Source organism: Streptomyces melanosporofaciens (assembly GCF_900105695.1).
In the GTDB taxonomy this organism is placed as follows: Bacteria; Actinomycetota; Actinomycetes; order Streptomycetales; family Streptomycetaceae; genus Streptomyces; species Streptomyces antimycoticus.
This window is the reverse complement of the sequence record NZ_FNST01000002.1, coordinates 9,663,518-9,679,575: the sequence shown is the minus strand read 5'-3', so window position 1 is coordinate 9,679,575 and position 16,058 is coordinate 9,663,518. Positions and strand designations below refer to the sequence as shown.

The following is a 16,058-nucleotide window of genomic DNA, read 5'->3' as shown; positions in this document are numbered from 1 at the left end:
CGGATCCGTGTGACGCGGTGCTGAGGGCCGGAAGGCGGCGGGCCTCAGAGGGCCGTCATGACGTGCTTGACGCGGGTGTAGTCCTCGAAGCCGTACGCGGAGAGGTCCTTGCCGTAGCCGGACTTCTTGTAGCCGCCGTGCGGCATCTCGGCGGCCAGGATCATATGGGTGTTGATCCATACGCAGCCGAAGTCCAGGGCCTTGGACATCCGCATCGCGCGGGCGTGGTCCTTGGTCCACACCGACGAGGCCAGCGCGTACTCCACGCCGTTGGCGTACGCGACGGCCTGGGCCTCGTCGCGGAAGGGCTGGACGGTGATGACCGGGCCGAAGACCTCGTTCTGGATGATCTCGTCGTCCTGCTTGAGCCCGGAGACCACGGTCGGCGCGTAGAAGAAGCCCTTGTCGCCGACCCGGTGGCCGCCCGTCTCGACCGTGGCGTGGGCGGGGAGCCGCTCGATGAAGCCGGAGACCTGGGCGAGTTGGCCCGCGTTGTTCAACGGCCCGTACAGCACCTCCTCGTCGTCGATGCCCCCGCCCGTCCTGGTCGCGGCGGCGGCCTTGGCGAGCGCGCTCACGAACGCGTCGTGGACCGACTCGTGGACCAGCACCCGGGTGGCCGCGGTGCAGTCCTGCCCCGCGTTGAAGAATCCGGCGAGGGAGATGCCCTCCACGGCCTCCGCGATATCGGCGTCCTCGAAGACCACCGCCGGGGCCTTGCCGCCGAGTTCCAGATGGACCCGCTTGATGTCCTTGGAGGCCGACGCGGCGACCTGCATGCCCGCGCGCACCGAGCCGGTGATGGCAGCCATCGCCGGGGTGGGGTGCTCGACCATCAGCCGGCCGGTCTCGCGGTCGCCGCATACCACGTTGAAGATGCCGGCCGGAAGGCCCATCTCCTTCAGGATGTCGCCGATGATGCCGGCGAGCAGCACGGTCGAGGCGGGGGTGGTGTCCGACGGCTTGAGGACGACGGTGTTGCCCGCGGCGAGGGCCGGGGCGAACTTCCACACGCCCATCATCAGCGGGTAGTTCCACGGCGCGACCTGCGCGCACACCCCGATCGGCTCGCGCCGGATGATCGAGGTCAGGCCCTCCATGTACTCGCCCGCCGACCGGCCCTCCAGCAGCCGTGCGGCACCGGCGAAGAACCGGATCTGGTCGACGATCGGGGCGATCTCCTCGGTGAGGGTGAGGGCGCGCGGCTTTCCGGTGTTGCGGCACTCCGCGTCCGCGATCTCCTCCGCACGGGCCTCGACCGCGTCCGCGATCCTCAGCAGCAGCTTCTGCCGGGTGGACGGGGTGGCGTCGCGCCAGACGGGGAAGGCCGCCGCGGCGGCGGCCTTCGCGGCGTCGACATCGGCGGCGCCCGACAGGGGCGAGGACGCGTACACCTCGCCCGTGACGGGGTCGGTGACCTCCAGGCGGCGGCCGTCGGCCGCGTCGGTGTAGGCGCCGTCGATGTGGTTGCGCAGGACGAGAAGCTCGCTCATCGTTCCGTCTCCATGATCGTGCCGGGTGCTGCGGAGAGATGTTCGTGCACGGCCAGCCAGTGGCCGTGGGTCTGACGGCGGAAGACGATGGTCTCGCGCTCGTGGGTGGTCTCCTCACCGGCCGTGGTACTCACCGTGGTCTCCACCAGGTGGGTGAACACCGCGGTGTCGCCGAGGAGTTGGACCAGCCGGTCGGTGGAGGCGCAGGCCAGGACGCGGAAGCCGTCCTCCGCGACCCAGCGGTCCCACAGCGCCCGGTACTCCGCGGTGGAGTTGAGCCGTTCGGAGGTGGTGTGGAAGACGAACGTGGCGTCGGGCGCGAACGCCGCGAAGTAGTCGTCGAGGCGGCCTTCGCCGAACGCCGCCACCACGGCGTCGGCGGCCTGCAGAACCTCGTCGTTCATCGGGTGGTGCTCCTTGCGTGGGTGGTTCAGCCGACGCGGGCCACGGCCCGCACGGGGGCGCCGTCGGCCGCGGGGAGCCGTAGCGGCAGCAGGGAGACCTCGATGGGTTCTCCCGCCGTCTGCGCGTCGAGCAGGGGTCGAGACCGGTGAGGTTCTCGGCGATGACGGCGTGGGCGCCGCACAGGATCCGGTGGGCGGGAAAGTCGTCGGCCGGGGTGGGGTCGACGCTCAGCGCGTCGATGCCGACGGTGCGGATCCCGGCGGCCACCAGGAGTTCGGCGGCCTCCGGGGTCAGATACGGATGGGCGAGGTAGTCCTCGCCGCCCCAGTGCCGCGACCAGCCGGTGGCCACGAGCACGATGTCTCCGGCCCGCGGCCGGCCCTCGGACCAGGCCCCCTCGAACAGGGACGGTCCGAGCGGGCTACGGGGCGCCGCGCCACGGGCGTCCACCACCAAGGCCCGGCCCCAGAAGCGCTCCAGGGGCAGCTGGTCCAGGGTGGGCAGCGCGTCGTCGATGTGGAACGGGGCGTCGACATGGGTGCCGGACTGCGACCCCATGTCCAGGTGCAGGACATTCACCCCGTCGGTGGCGGCGCTCAGCGCCGGGGCGATGGCCACCCGCGGATCGCCGGGGTAGACCGGCATTCCCGTGGCTACGGGTACGGAGAGGTCGATCAGGCGCACGACTGCCTCACGCCCCTTCCGCCACCGCGGTCACCGGCGCGCCGGCCTCCGTGGTGATCGGCGGCACGGGCGCGTCCGAGGCGCGGACCAGCCGCGGCCCCTCGGGCCCGTACACCTCGCGCGGCTCGGGGAAGATCCACAGCATGGTCAGGTAGAGGAGCGCGGCGGTGGCGAGACCGACCGGCAGCGAGATGTCCGCGCCGTCGGCCAGATCGCCGAGCGGGCCGACGTACTGCCCGGGGACGTTGACGAACATCAGGGCGAGCACCGCCGCGGTCAGCCAGGCGCCCATGCCACGCCAGTTCCAGCCGTGGTGGAACCAGTAACGGCCGCCGCGCTGTCGCCGGTTGAACACCTGGAGCGAATCGGGGTCGTACCAGCCGCGCCGGGTCACGAAGCCGAGCACCATGATGATCATCCACGGGGCGGTACAGGTGATGATCAGCGTGGCGAAGGTGGAGATGGACTGGGAGAGATTGGCGGCGAACCGGCCGAGGAAGATGAACCCGATCGAGAGCACCCCGACGACCAGCGTGGCCTGCACCCGGCTGAACCGGGTGAACACGCTGGAGAAGTCCAGGCCGGTGCCGTAGAGCGAGGTGGTGCCGGTGGACAGGCCGCCGATGAGCGCGAGCAGGCACACCGGAAGGAAGTACCAGCCGGGCGAGATGGCCAGCAGTCCGCCGACGTAGTTCGGCGCGCTCGCGTCCATGTACGGCGCGGCCTTCTTGGCGATGATCGAGGCGGTGGCCAGGCCGAAGAAGAACGGCAGGATGGTGGCGATCTGCGAGGCGAACGCCGCCGTGACGACCTTCCGGCGCGGGGTGTCGGCGGGGATGTAGCGCGCCCAGTCGCCGAGGAAGGCGCCGAAGGACACCGGGTTGGACAGCACGATCAGCGCCGAGCCGATGAACGCGGGCCAGAATCCGGCCGTGGACGCCGAGGGAAACGAGCCCTGGTAGCCGGGGTCGAAGTCCCCCACGAAGGCGAAGAAGCCGAGGATGAACAGCGTCGAGACCGCCACCACCGCGATCTTGTTGACGAAGAGCATGAACCGGAAGCCGTACACGCACACCGTCAGCACCAGCAGCCCGAAGATGCCGTACGCGAGGGCGAACACGCCGTCGTTCTGCTCCACGCCCATCAGCCGGTGGGCGCCGCCGACCAGGGCGTCGCCGGAGGACCACACCGAGATGGAGAAGAACGCGATGGCGGTGAGCAGCGACAGGAAGGAGCCGACGATCCGCCCGTGCACCCCCAGGTGTGCCGAGGAGGAGACCGCGTTGTTGGTGCCGTTGCAAGGGCCGAACACCGCGAGCGGGGCGAGGATCAGGGAGCCGCCCACCACGCCGAACACGGTCGCCGCCAAGCCCTGCCAGAAGGAGAGCCCGAAGAGGATCGGAAAGGCGCCGAGCACACAGGTGGCGAAGGTGTTGGCGCCGCCGAACGCGACGCGGAACAGGTCGAAGGGGGTCGCGCTGCGGTCCGCGTCGGGGATGCGCTCGACCCCGTAGCTCTCGACCTCGGTCAGTGCCGGGGAATCACTCATCCGTTGTCTCCTGCTTCCCCTGCAGCGCCAGCAGGCTGATCAAGTCGTAGGCCACGTGGGAGGCCGCGACCGAGGTGATCTCGGCGTGGTCGTAGGCGGGCGCCACCTCCACCACATCGGCGCCGACCAGTCGGCAGCCGGCCAGTCCGCGCAGGATCTCCAGGAGCTCGCGGGAGGTCAGGCCGCCCGCCTCGGGGTGCCGGTGCCGGGGGCGTGGGCCGGGTCGAGGCAGTCGATGTCGATGGAGATGTACAGCGGCCGGTCGCCGATGCGCTGGCGCAACTGGTCGGCCACCTCGTCGGCGCCGCGCCGGTAGACATCGGCGGAGGTGACGATGCCGAAGCCCAGCTTCTCGTCCTCGGTGAGGTCCTGCTTGCCGTACAGCGGGCCGCGGGTGCCGACGTGCGAGAGGGCGGAGGTGTCGACGACGCCCTCCTCCACGGCCCGGCGGAACGGGGTGCCGTGGGTGTGCTCGGCGCCGAAGTAGGTGTCCCAGGTGTCCAGGTGCGCGTCGAAGTGGAGCACCGCGACCGGGCCGTGCCGCTGCGCGGCGGCGCGCAGCAGCGGGAGGGCGATGGTGTGGTCGCCGCCGATGGTGACCAGGCGGGTGCCGTCGGCCTGCAGGCCGTTCGCGGCGTCCTGGATGGTCTCGATGGCCTCGCCGATGTCGAAGGGGTTGACGGCGATGTCACCGGCGTCGGCCACCTGCTGGGTGGCGAACGGCGACACATCGAGGCCCGGGTGGTAGGGGCGCAGCAGCCGGCTGGCCTCGCGCACCGCGGCGGGCCCGAAGCGGGCGCCGGGGCGGTAGGAGACGCCGCCGTCGAACGGGACACCCACCACGGCCACGTCGGCGCCGGACACCTCGTCGAGGCGGGGCAGCCTGGCGAAGGTGGCCGGGCCGGCGAAGCGCGGGACCCGGGAGGAGTCGACGGGCCCTCGGGGTTCGGTCATGGTTCTCGCAGTCCCTTCTTCACGTGCGCCGGTGGGGTCCGGTCGGGCGAGTCTGCACAGCGGAGGAACCGCGGGACAATCGTTGCTGAGACGAAGAGTTACGCTCAATTTGTGGTGAACAACAAAGAGCAGGGTGTGACGGTCGACGATCTGCTGTCGTATCCGGCCCTCCAGCTACGTCTGATCGCGGGTGGCGCCGGGCTGCACCGCTCGGTGTCCTGGGCCCATGTGAGCGAGCTGGACGACCCCACGCCCTGGCTGCTCGGCTCCGAAATGATCATGACGACGGGGATAGCGATGCCGCGCTCGGCGGCCGGACAGCGCGGCTATCTGGAGCGGCTCGACGACGCCGGGGTGGCCGCCCTGGCCGTCTCCGCCCAGTTGCGGATGCCCCCGCTGCGCCGGGCGTTCTTCGACGCCGCCGAGGAGCGGGGGATGCCGGTCCTGGAGATCCCGCTGGCCGTGCCGTTCATGGCGGTGGCGCAGGAAGTGGCCGCCGCCGTCCAGGAGGACGCCCGCCACCGGCTGGGCGCCCAGCTCCAGGTGTTCGGCGCGCTGCGCTGGCTGACCTCGGAGAACCTGGACACCGCGACGCTCTTCAGCCGGCTGGAGAAGCTGTCCGGTTACGACATCTACCTGTGCACCCCTCAGGGCCGACCGCTGCTGCCCGGTGTGCCCGCGCCCGACACCTCGGTGATCCCCGGCTCGGCGGACGCCCCGCCGACGATCCCCGGCGGCTTCGCCCTCCCGGTCCCCTCCCCCGGTGGCCCGGCGGGTTTCCTCATCGCCTTCGAACGGGAGGGTGCCCGCCCGGCGGGGCTGGCCGTGGTGCAGCACATCGCCACGGTGGCCGCCCTCCAGGTGGCCATGGTCCGCACCGAACGGGAGACACTGCGCCGCGAGGGCGCGGAGATCCTCGCCGAGCTGCTGCAGGGCGCGCTCGAACCCGCGGTGGCGCGGCGCCATCTGCTGCGCCACTCCATCGAGGGCGAGACCGTGCTGGCGGTGGTCCGGGGCGTCACCGAGGACGCCGTACTGCGGGCGCTGGAGGATCAGCCGTGTCTGCTGCTCAAGCGCGGCGAGGACCGCTATCTGCTCGGCTCGCCCGGTCTGGGCGACGCGGTCGAGTCGCTGCCCGGCGTGGCCGCCGGGATGAGCCGCCCGTTCAGCCCGGGCACCCCGCTGCGGATCGCCCAGCGCGAGGCGCTGTGGGCGGCCTCCCACGCCGTCGCGTCCGGCCGGGCCCTCGTACGGTACGGCGACGATGTCACCGGCCGCTGGCTGCCCGACGATCCGGCAGCCCTCACCGACCTGGTCGAGCATGTGCTGGGCGAGGCGCAGCGCTACGACGCGGGGCATGGCTCACGGCTGCTGCCGTCGGTGCGCACCTGGATGGAGCGCGACCGCCGTACGGACGAGGCGGCCGCGGCTCTCCATGTGCACCCCAATACCCTCGCCTACCGGCTGCGCCGCTTCAGCGAGCTGACCGGCCGCGATCTGTCCAGCACCGGTGCGTTCGCCGAGGTCTGGCTGGCGATCCGGGCCGCGGGACAGCTCGGTCTGCTCGACTGAGGGCCCCGGCCCTGCCATCCGCTCAGTGGGGCCGAGCCCCTTGGCCCTGCCGCCCACTCACTGGGCCGCCGGCCCCAGCAGGTGATGAGCGGTGCGGTGGTGACGTCCATCGCCTCGCCGCGCAGATGGTCCAGATGGTGCTCGATCTCCTCCTCGGTGGCCAGATCGCCCGCCACCAGCCGCTCGCGCAACTGACGCACGGTGGCCGCCTCCAGCTCCCGGCATGCCGGGGAGGTCAGTGGGAAGCAGCCCTCGGCGCGTACGTCGTGCAGCCCGGCGCCACGCAGCAGGGCGGGCAGGGTACGGCCGAAGGCGAGGTCCACACCGCGCTCGGCGAGCAGCGCGCGGAACCCGCGGCGGATCCGGTTGGCCAGCTCTTCGGCCGGGCCGCGCTCGTCGGGGCAGGCGAGGGGCTGGAGCGCCGGGTCGGCGTCCTCCACCAGCAGCCATCCGCCCGGCCGCACCGCCTGGGCCATCCGCCGCAGCGCCTCGGCCCGGTCCGGGAGATGCACCAGCACCAGCCGGGCGTGGACGAGGTCGAAGCCGCCGCCCGGTGGCTCGTCGCGGGCCACGTCGTGGCGCCGCACCTCGATCGGGCGGCGGCCGGACCGGACAGCTCCGTCAGCCAGGAGGTGTCGATGTCGGTCACCAGCACCTGTCCGCTGGGCCCGGTCCGCTCCGCGAGGGCGGTGGGTACCGAGGGGCCGCCCGCTCCCACCTCCCAGCAGCGCCAGCCGGCGGCCAGGCCGAGCCGGTCGAGGTGGTCGAGGGTCCACGGGTCGAAGAGCTCGGCCAGCGCGTCGAAGCGCCGCCCGGCCTCGCGTTGCCGGTTGTCCAGCAGATAGCCGGTCTCGGATGTCATGCGTCCCATCCTCCCGCGCCGGCCGCCGTCAGCGTGTCCAGGGCGGTGACGGCGACATGGAGCTGGGTGCGCTGCACACCGGACTCCAGGTCGCGGCCGAGCAGCCGCTCGATGGTGTGCAGCCGCTGGTAGAACGCCTGGCGGGAGAGGCCGATCTGTTTGGCGGCGATGGACTTGTTACCGGCGGCGAGGTAGTGGCGCAGCGTGGTCAGCAGATCGCCCGCATGCCGCTCGTCGTACTCGATCAGCCTGCCCAGCTGGTGCTCGACGTACTTCTGTACGCGGATGTCGTCGCGAAGCGCGTACAGCAGCTCGGGCAGTCCGACGTCGGAGGGCACATGGAACGGCCGGTGCGGGGTACCGGGGCCGATGGCGTCCACGACCTCCTCGGCCTCCCGGAACGCCCGCGCCACCTGGTCGATCTCCGTCACTCCCGGACCGACCGCCACCACCCCCGGCTCGCCCAGTGTCTCCTCGGTGAGCCGGCTGACCCGCTCCACCACCGGCTGCCAGGCGCTGGCCCGGGCCAGTGCGAGCAGCACCCCGGTCCGGTCCGGGGAGAGCCGACCCACCAGGGCCCGGATGCCGGAGTCCCGCAGCGTGTCGGCGAGCCGGTCGTCCAGGCCCGTCTCGTCGGCGGTGGCGCCGTGGTGGCCGATGGCGAGGGCGATGAGGCGGTGGCCGATGACGGGTATGCCCAGGGCCTCGATGCGGATACGCGCCTCGGTGCGGCCGCGGTAGCTCCAGCGCAGCAGTTCCAGCAGCGCGCAGGTGTGGGCCTGGCGGTCCCACTGGGTGTGGCCGGTCAGCCGGGCCAGGGTGAGGGCGGTGGCGGCGCGCCTGAGGATCATGGTGTGTTCCGGGTCGGCCGCGGGGGCGGCCGCGTCCGGCAACGCCACCAGCCGCCCCCAGCGCCTGCCGCTGTGCTCGACGGGGGCCACCAGCCAGTCCTCGGGTCCGCTGGCCCCCGCGGTGTCGGGGGTCGGCGTGGCACGGGAGCGGCGCGGCCACGCCTCCAGGACTTTGCCGGCCGTGCCACCGGCCGTACAGGAGACCACCGCGTGGTGCAGCAGGTTCTCCAGGACCACCGGGCGGCCCATCAGCTCGGCGGCGGCGCGGACCAGCTCCTTCGGCTCCGCGTTGCGCAGCGTCAGCGCGGTGAAGATCTCATGGACCTGCTGGGAGCGGCGCAGCAGCTCGCCCTGCGCGTCCAGGATCAGCGCGTGGACGGTCTGGGTCACCTCGATGAAGCGGATGCCGCGGGACAGGACGATCAGCGGTAGGTCCCGTGCGCGGCAGGCGGCCACCAGGTCCGGTGGCACCTGCTGGTAGCGGCGGCCGAGCTCCACCACGAGCCCCGCGGCGCCGATGTCGGCGAGCTGGTCCACATAGCCGCGCAGCCGGCTGGGGTCGTTGGGCTGGGGCATGCCGGTGGTCAGTACGAGCTCTCCGCCCTCGAGGAACGAGGCGGGGTCGAGCAGCTCGGTGACGTGCACCCAGCGGACCGCACGGGCCAGCTGCCCCTCGCCGGCCATGACACGGGGAAGTCCCGCGACGATGACGGGAAGGCGCAGGACGTCGGTAACCGTGAGCAACGGCATCTGGACGGACTCCCTCCGGATACCGCTCATCATCGCAGAGCCGGGCCACCGCGCCCAGGGCCGTCGAACCGGGCCCGGACGCGGCGGCGGGCGGCCTCACGGACGGCGTGCGATGAGGTCGGCGATGGTGGCGATGGGTGAGGTACGGACACGTCCGCCCGCCTCATGGCGGTCGGCGAGGCGGTAGGCGGCATACAGGCCGCGCACCCCCAGCCAGCGGAACGGCTCGGGCTCCCAGGTGCCCGGGGCGTGGCCGGTCCACGGCAGCCGGGTGAGCCGGGTGTCGCGCTCCAGGACCAGATCGGTGAGGGTGCGGGCGGCCAGATTGGTGGAAGTGACGCCATGGCCGACGTATCCGCCGGCCCAGCCGAGCCCGGTGGCCCGGTCCAGGCCGACCGTGGCGGACCAGTCGCGGGGCACGGCCAGCACGCCGCACCAGGCGTGGTCCACCCGGGCCCCGGCCGTCTGCGGCAGCATCCGCTCCAGGGTCCGGACGAGCTCGCCGATCGTGCGCTCGCCGACCCGCCCCTGGTGGTCGGTGCGCGAGCCGAAGCGGTAGGGCACCCCGCGGCCGCCGATCGCGATCCGGTCGTCCGCGGTGCGCTGGGCGTACATATGGCCGTGGGCGGTGTCCCCGAGCGTTTCCCGGGCCTCCCAGCCGATCTCCCGCCAGATCCGGGCGGGCAGCGGCTCGGTGACGATCATGGAGCTGTTCATGGGCAGCCAGGCCCGCCGCAGCCCCTTGAGGGACGCGGTGAACCCCTCGGTGGCCCGGAGGACGACGGGGGCCCGGACGCTGCCGTGCGCGGTGATCGCACGGCCCGGTTCGATGGCGGTGACCGGGGACTTCTCATGGATGGTGACACCGAGCCGTTCGACGGTGTCGGCGAGGCCGCGGACCAGGGCGGCCGGCTGCAGCCGGGCGCAGTGCGGGGTGAAGGCGGCGGCGGTGACCCCGTCGACGCGGATGCGCCTGGCGGATTCGGCGGGGGTGAGCAGCACCGAGTCGGCCACCCCCCACTCATGGTCCTGTTCGACCTTGTGGCGCAGCCGGGTGGCCTGGGCGGGGGTGCGGGCGACGCGCAGGGTGCCGCCTTTGACGATGCCAGCGTCGATGCCCTCGCGGGCGGCGACGTCGATCACCTCGTCCACCGCCTCGTTCATGGCCCGCTGCCAGTCCAGGACCGCGGGCCTGCCATAGGCCCTGGCCATCCGGTCGCGGGCGCCGGGGATCAGTCCGGAGGCCCAGCCGCCGTTGCGGCCGGAGGCACCGAATCCGGCGAACTCGGCTTCCAGGACGGTGATCCGGAGCCCGGGGTCGGCGTGTTTGAGGTAGTACGCGGTCCACAGCCCGGTCAGTCCGGCGCCGACGACGCACACATCCGCGTCGCGATCGCCGGGCAACGCCGGGCGCGAGGTGGGGAGTTCGGCGAACCAGTGGGCGACGCGGCCGTTGACCGGCGCCGGGCGGCCGGCCGTGGTGGCGGTCATGGATTCCCTTCCCGGGGGTGGGCGGTGGCGGGAGTGGCCGGGGCGGGGGTCAGACCCCGAGCAGTCCGGGCAGCTCGGAGAGGTCCTTGATCTCCTCGTACGGCTGGAAGGCGGGCGAGCCGGGGAAGCCGTAGCGGTTCACCCAGATCCGCCGCATGCCCGCGTAGCGCTTGGTCGGCATGATGTCGTACTCCCAGCCCTGGGCGGTGTGGATGATGTCCCCGGGGCCGCGGCCGGTGGCCTTCATGAGGTACTCGAACGCCTGCGGCAGCGGCTTGTAGGCGCCGGCCTGCTCGGCGGTGAGCACATGGTCGAAGTCCACGCCGAGCGCCTCGACGGCGTAGGCGATCAGGTCGTCCTCGCTGTTGGAGAGGATGGCGATGTCGTACTCGCCCTTGAGGCGGCGCAGCGCGTCGGGGACCTCACGGAAGGGGGTGAACTTCTTGATGGCCTCGATCAGTGCCTCGCCGTCCTCGTCCCGGTACTCCAGGCCGTGCAGCGTCATGACGTTGCGCAGGGTGCGGCGGACGATCTCCCGGTAGGGCAGGTATTCGTCCAGGACGCCCTGGAAGCGCATCACATACGCGTCGTGGTGGAACTGTTCGGGGTCGACGCCGAGCTCGGCGAGCCGGTCCTTGACGATCTCGTGGGTGGCGGTACGGGTGTCGAAGTTGATGAGCGTGCGGTAGCAGTCGAAGGAGACCAGCTTGCGCATGGGCGTGTCCTTTCCGGTGCGATGGCAGTGCTTTTGACGACGCGTCAGGTCGAGGTGTGTTGGTATGTCAGGCGCGGCTGCTGGCTTCGGCCAGGCCGAGGTCCTTGGTCTCGGGGGCGAGGAGGACCGAGACCACCAGGCCGATGAGGGTGATCACCACCCCGATGGCGAGTGTGCCGCGCACCCCGAAGTCGGCGGTGGCCATCGGGAGCAGGAAGGTGCTGGAGGCGGAACCCACCCGACTCATGGCGGTGGCGACCCCGACGCCGGTGGCCCGCAGATCGGTGGGGAACAGCTCGCTGGGATAGACGAACTGCAGTCCGCTGCCCGCGGCCTCGAAGAACTGGAAGGCGGCGAAGAGGGCCACCACCAGGGCCGCGTAGTGCAGTGGCAGCACGGTGAGCGCGATCAGGGAGACGTTGATGCACAGGAAGCTGCCGATGAGCAGCGGACGCCTGCCGATGCGGTTGACCACGAGCAGTCCGAGGCCCGTTCCGGCGACCGCGATCGTGGTGATCAGCGCGCTGGCGCCGAAGGTGCCGGTCACCCCGAAGGACTCCAGCATCTGCGGCTGGAAGGACCGCACCGCGAAGGCCGGCGCCACCTGGCAGATCCAGAACAGCGAGCAGAACAGGGCGGGGATCCCGTAGCCGCGGCGGAACATCTCGGCGAGATTGCCCAGGCCGGAGCCGCCGCGCCGGTCCGGGCGTGACTCGACGAGCAGTTCCTCGGCGCTGACCTCCTGGCCGAGGTGGCGGCGTACGACCTCCCTGGCCTCCTCCACCCGCCCCCGCGAGGCCAGCCAGCGCGGCGACTCGGGAACGCCCGCCCGCAGGAGGAGGAAGAGGACGGCGGGGACCGCACCGGAGGCGAGCATCCAGCGCCATGCGTCGTCGCCGGTGCCCAGCAGCAGCCACCCGGCCCAGTAGCTGACCCCGTAGCCGACCCACCAGGCCAGGACCAGCCCGGACAGGGCGGGGCCACGCATCCGACGCGGCACCAGCTCGGTGGTGAGGGCCGAGGCGATGGGGTAGTCGGCGCCGATCGCGATGCCGATGAACAGCCGCAGCACCAGCAGCTGCCATGCCTCGGTGACGAAGAACTGCAGCGCGGAGCCGATCACGAACGCGGCCAGGTTGAGCACATACATCAGATGGCGGCCGGCCCGATCGGTGATCGGGCCGAACACCGCGCCACCGAGGAAGACGCCCACGAGGACGGACGCCGCCACGAGGCCGGTCCACAGCGTGTCCAGGGCCAGGGCCGGGGTGATCAGGCTGAGCGCCACTCCCATGATGCCGAGCAGATAGCCGTCGCAGAACGGACCGCCCATGGCGACGAGGACCATCCTGCGGTGGAAGGCGGTGACGGGGGCGTTGTCCAGGGTGGGCGAGGAGTTCTGGAGGGGCTCTCGGGAGGTTCCGGGCAGGGACATGCTTGCTTCTCCTGGGGACGAGGAGGGGCGCTGCGGCGCGGGCCGATGCCGGGGGTGCCGGGGCGGTGGCGGGCATCGTGTGTCAAGCATTCGGTGGGCACGCACGGCGGTGTACGCGGTCGGGACGCATGCGGCGGGGGAACCGCGCGGTGGGCGGGTGTGGCCCGGGGACGGGGATGGGCTCCGGAGCGGCCGGTGATGTGTTCCGGCTGGCCATCACCCTGGTTCAGCCGACGGCCACCGTCAACGTCCACCGTGTTCCGTCCCTCGTCATCGGGTGGACACTCTGTCCGTTGTCCACCGGCGTGGCGGCGGTCACGCTTGAGGCGTCCGCCCGTACCCGTCACGCCCGTGGGAGACCCGTCATGACCGATGCCACTGCCGCGGTCGCCGCTGTGGGAGCCGGACGTGGCTGACCGGCTGGTCGTCCTGTACCGGGACCATCTGCCGCCCAACCGGGCGCGGATCGAGTCCCTCGCCGAGACGGTGTACGCCACCGAGGAGGAGCTGCCGCTGTTCCTCCCCGGGGCGGACGCCCTGCTCGCGTGGTGGCCGCTGTCCGCCGCGGTGGCCGCCGCCTGGCCCGGCGATCCGGCGAAGGCGCCGCGCTGGGTGCATGTGGCGGCGGCGGGGGTGGACCCGTTTCTCTTCCCCGCGCTGACCGGCAATCCCGAGGTGGTGCTCACCAACGCGCGGGGCGTCTACGACCGGCCCATCGCCGAGTACGTCCTGGGGCTGATCCTCTCCCTGGCCAAGGACTTCCCCGGCACCTGGGAGCATCAGCGCCGCCGGGAGTGGCGGCCCTCGGACAGCGAGCGCATCGGCGACCGGACGGTCCTGGTCTGGGGCACCGGTTCCATCGGGCGTGCCGTCGCCCGTCTGCTGCGCGCGGTCGGCATGCGGGTCAGCGGCGCCGGCCGCACACCGCGGACCGGCGACCCGGACTTCGGCGTGGTGCACGGCCCGGCGGCCCTGCCCGAGGCGCTGGGCGAGGCGGACTATGTGGTCCTGGCCGCCCCGCTCACCCCCGCCACCCGTGGCATGGTCGACGCGCCCGTACTGGCGGCGATGAAGCGGGGTGCGCGGCTGGTCAACGTCGGGCGTGGCCCGCTGGTCGACGAGCAGGCCCTCGTCGACGCCCTGGCCCAGGGCAGGCTGGCCGGGGCGGCGCTGGACGTCTTCACCCACGAGCCGCTGCCCGTGGAATCGCCGCTGTGGGAGATGCCGGGCGTCATCGTCTCCCCGCACACCGCGGGCGAGGTGACGGACTGGCGCGGTGACCTGGGCGAGCTGTTCCTCGACAATCTGATCCGGCGGAGCGAGGGCCGTCCGTTGCGCAATGTGGTCGACAAGGCCCTCGGCTATGTGGTGGACGATCCGGCCCGGCCACGGTAGGAGGCCCGCCGTGGCGGGGCTCCCGACCGCGGCCGGGTGTCCGCCCGGTGCCGGGCGGAGGTGTGCACCGGCGGCCGGCGCGCCCCCCGCGCGCGCCGGTCGCCGGCTCATCGCTCGGCGCGGACCACCGGGAGGTCCAGCACCGAGGCCCCGTGCACGGTGATGCGCACGGGCGTGAGGGTGGTCGCGTCGAGCGCCGGCTCGCCGCTTCCGGTGTTGCGGGCGGAACGGGGGTGGGCGCCGCCGCTGATCTGCAGGCGGATCCGGTGGCCGGGGAGGAAGCGGTGGGCGGTGGAGCTCATCGGCACGGTGATCTCCACGGGCTGCTCCGGCCCGGTCGGCAGCCGCATCAGCCCGTCGCACACATTGACCGAACGGCCCTTTTCGTCGACGTCGCACAGGCGGGCGAAGACATCGGCGTACCCGGTGTCGGTGGAGATCCGCAGCCGCGCGGCGACGGGCCCGAGGACGTCCATGGGCTCGTCCATCGGCTCGCCGGTGAACGTCAGCACATCGGGGCGCTTCTCAAGGTCGCCGTTGTCACGGTTTCCGGAGGTGGGCGAGAGCAGCGGCCCGCCGATGGACGGGGTGGGGTCGGCCGGGTCGTAGCGGAAGGAGGCCAGTGAGGCGGACGCCTCGGGCGACTGCCGGGTGAGCCGCCCGCCCTCCGCGGGGTACCACGGGGCGGTGTCCGGGGACGGCGGCCAGTCGTCGAGGTCCCGCCAGCGCTCCTGACCGCCGATGTGCACCCGCACCCGGGCCGGGCGCAGCTCCGAGGGGTCGTCACACAGATGCGCGCGCAGCCAGGCGAGACTTTCGGCGAAGACCTCAGACCAGCCCTGCTGGAGCGCGGAGGTGTGTGTCCACGGGCCGATGAGCAGGGAGGTGTCGCAGCCGGACCGGCGCAGCCTGCCGTACTGCTCGAAGGTCTGGTCCACCAGCGCGTCCTGCCAGCCGCTGATCAGGCAGGTGGGGACGTGCAGGCCGTCGGCGGCGCCACCGGTGGACGCGCCGTTCCAGAACGGGTCGTCGGCGTCCGGATGGGACATCGCGGCGTCCAGCCAGGGCAGTTCACCCCCGAGGCCACGCACATACGATCCGCGCAGCGGCAGCGCCCCCGTGATGTGGTTCAGATGGCGCTTGAGGCGCAGCGTGGCCCGCAGGAAGGGGCCGAACCCCCGGTGCTGGGAGGTCATGCCGGAACCGACGAGCAGGGCGTTCTCCAGCTGGAGCGCGCCGCCGCGGTGGAACAGGGCATGGGGGTCGTGCAGCCCGACCTGTACCACCATCGCCCGCAGCTCCGGCGGCGGGTCCAGGGCGAGCGCCCACTGCGCATAGCCGAGGTAGCTGGGGCCGATGGTGCCCAGCGCGCCGTTGAACCACGGCTGGTCCCGCAACCAGGCCACGGTGGCCTGGCCGTCGGCCGCCTCGTTGCGCCACAGGTCGAACGCGCCCCCCGAGCCACCGGTGCCGCGGCAGCTCTGCAGCACGACGTGGAAGCCCTGTTCGGCGAAGAGCATCCCGTACATGGGCGACCAGGGCACTCCCCTGCCGTAGGGCGAGCGCACCAGCAGGGTGGGGAAGTCGCCCTCGGCGCGGGGGAAGTAGTGGTCCGCGCGGAGGGTGCTGCCGTCGGCGGCCGGCATCTCGAGGTCCGGCTCCCATCCGGCCTCGTACCGCCTGGCCGGCAGGCCGCGCCAGGTCGCCCTCATCATCCGCGCCGCCAGCGGCGGCCTGCCCGAAGGTGCGACCCAGGTGGCCGCGGCCACTCCGTCGGTGGCCCCGGACCCGGCATCACGTGTAGGTGGCGTCATCCCGCATTCCCCTCCCTGCATTCCCGTACCACGTACGAGAATAGTAGATGCTTGGATGGATTCCGCAAGTCGCCATGGCGGGAAGGAG

Annotated in this window: 10 protein-coding genes and 3 pseudogenes; 2 read left to right on the top strand and 11 right to left on the bottom strand. The window is 72.3% G+C overall.

Features of this window, described 5'->3' with window-relative positions; translation table 11 throughout:
- Window positions 1–44: 44 nt before the first annotated feature.
- The 5 genes and pseudogenes from BLV72_RS43855 to speB form a co-directional block, all read right to left on the bottom strand.
- Complete coding sequence (locus BLV72_RS43855; protein ID WP_093469468.1) at window positions 45–1,493, bottom strand: gamma-aminobutyraldehyde dehydrogenase; 1,449 nt, start codon at window positions 1,491–1,493, stop codon at window positions 45–47.
- Window positions 1,490–1,897, bottom strand: a complete 408-nt coding sequence (locus tag BLV72_RS43850; protein ID WP_093469467.1) for a YybH family protein — start codon at window positions 1,895–1,897, stop codon at window positions 1,490–1,492. Before BLV72_RS43850 ends, BLV72_RS43855 begins: the two co-directional genes overlap by 4 nt.
- A gap of 277 nt (window positions 1,898–2,174) precedes the next feature.
- Window positions 2,175–2,543, bottom strand: a pseudogene (locus tag BLV72_RS50785) (cyclase family protein); the annotation flags it as partial.
- 46 nt (window positions 2,544–2,589) lie between these two features.
- Entirely contained in the window at window positions 2,590–4,131 is a 1,542-nt protein-coding gene (locus BLV72_RS43840; protein ID WP_093469465.1) for a purine-cytosine permease family protein, read from the bottom strand.
- Window positions 4,124–5,085 (bottom strand): annotated as a pseudogene (speB, locus tag BLV72_RS43835) (agmatinase). Before speB ends, BLV72_RS43840 begins: the two are co-directional and overlap by 8 nt.
- Window positions 5,086–5,196: 111 nt before the next feature.
- Between speB and BLV72_RS43830 the strand changes: the two are divergent.
- Window positions 5,197–6,657, top strand: coding sequence for a PucR family transcriptional regulator (locus BLV72_RS43830; RefSeq protein ID WP_086709762.1), 1,461 nt, complete (start codon window positions 5,197–5,199; stop codon window positions 6,655–6,657).
- A gap of 62 nt (window positions 6,658–6,719) precedes the next feature.
- On the opposite strand, the pseudogene BLV72_RS43825 reads toward BLV72_RS43830, so the two are convergent.
- From BLV72_RS43825 to BLV72_RS43805, 5 genes and pseudogenes are all read right to left on the bottom strand, one after another.
- Window positions 6,720–7,519: pseudogene (locus BLV72_RS43825) on the bottom strand (class I SAM-dependent methyltransferase); the annotation flags it as partial.
- Window positions 7,516–9,120: a PucR family transcriptional regulator gene (locus BLV72_RS43820; protein WP_093469464.1), complete on the bottom strand. Its 1,605-nt coding sequence runs from the start codon at window positions 9,118–9,120 to the stop codon at window positions 7,516–7,518. The pseudogene BLV72_RS43825 and the gene BLV72_RS43820, both read right to left, overlap by 4 nt.
- Window positions 9,121–9,216: 96 nt before the next feature.
- Window positions 9,217–10,611: an NAD(P)/FAD-dependent oxidoreductase gene (locus BLV72_RS43815; RefSeq protein ID WP_093469462.1), complete on the bottom strand. Its 1,395-nt coding sequence runs from the start codon at window positions 10,609–10,611 to the stop codon at window positions 9,217–9,219.
- Window positions 10,612–10,660: 49 nt separating this feature from the next.
- The gene (locus BLV72_RS43810) at window positions 10,661–11,326 is read right to left on the bottom strand and encodes an HAD-IA family hydrolase (protein WP_093469461.1); all 666 of its coding nucleotides are present in this window, start codon (window positions 11,324–11,326) and stop codon (window positions 10,661–10,663) included.
- Window positions 11,327–11,393: 67 nt separating this feature from the next.
- Entirely contained in the window at window positions 11,394–12,761 is a 1,368-nt protein-coding gene (locus BLV72_RS43805) for an MFS transporter (RefSeq protein WP_093469459.1), read from the bottom strand.
- A gap of 408 nt (window positions 12,762–13,169) precedes the next feature.
- Here BLV72_RS43805 and BLV72_RS43795 point away from each other — a divergent pair, with 408 nt between their 5' ends.
- Complete coding sequence (locus BLV72_RS43795) at window positions 13,170–14,156, top strand: D-2-hydroxyacid dehydrogenase (RefSeq protein WP_093469456.1); 987 nt, start codon at window positions 13,170–13,172, stop codon at window positions 14,154–14,156.
- Window positions 14,157–14,263: 107 nt separating this feature from the next.
- Here the strand turns inward: BLV72_RS43795 and BLV72_RS43790 are convergent, their stop codons facing one another.
- The gene (locus BLV72_RS43790; RefSeq protein ID WP_425288490.1) at window positions 14,264–15,970 is read right to left on the bottom strand and encodes a CocE/NonD family hydrolase; all 1,707 of its coding nucleotides are present in this window, start codon (window positions 15,968–15,970) and stop codon (window positions 14,264–14,266) included.
- Window positions 15,971–16,058: the final 88 nt, after the last annotated feature.

What these genes read in the sequence shown, in the direction of transcription:
- BLV72_RS43840 (WP_093469465.1), bottom strand. Translation starts at nt 4,131, where the DNA reads ATGAGTGATTCCCCGGCACTGACCGAGGTCGAGAGCTACGGGGTCGAG.
- BLV72_RS43820 (WP_093469464.1), bottom strand. Translation starts at nt 9,120, where the DNA reads ATGCCGTTGCTCACGGTTACCGACGTCCTGCGCCTTCCCGTCATCGTC.
- BLV72_RS43790 (WP_425288490.1), bottom strand. Translation starts at nt 15,970, where the DNA reads ATGACGCCACCTACACGTGATGCCGGGTCCGGGGCCACCGACGGAGTG.
- BLV72_RS43810 (WP_093469461.1), bottom strand. Translation starts at nt 11,326, where the DNA reads ATGCGCAAGCTGGTCTCCTTCGACTGCTACCGCACGCTCATCAACTTC.
- BLV72_RS43855 (WP_093469468.1), bottom strand. Translation starts at nt 1,493, where the DNA reads ATGAGCGAGCTTCTCGTCCTGCGCAACCACATCGACGGCGCCTACACC.
- BLV72_RS43850 (WP_093469467.1), bottom strand. Translation starts at nt 1,897, where the DNA reads ATGAACGACGAGGTTCTGCAGGCCGCCGACGCCGTGGTGGCGGCGTTC.
- BLV72_RS43805 (WP_093469459.1), bottom strand. Translation starts at nt 12,761, where the DNA reads ATGTCCCTGCCCGGAACCTCCCGAGAGCCCCTCCAGAACTCCTCGCCC.
- BLV72_RS43815 (WP_093469462.1), bottom strand. Translation starts at nt 10,611, where the DNA reads ATGACCGCCACCACGGCCGGCCGCCCGGCGCCGGTCAACGGCCGCGTC.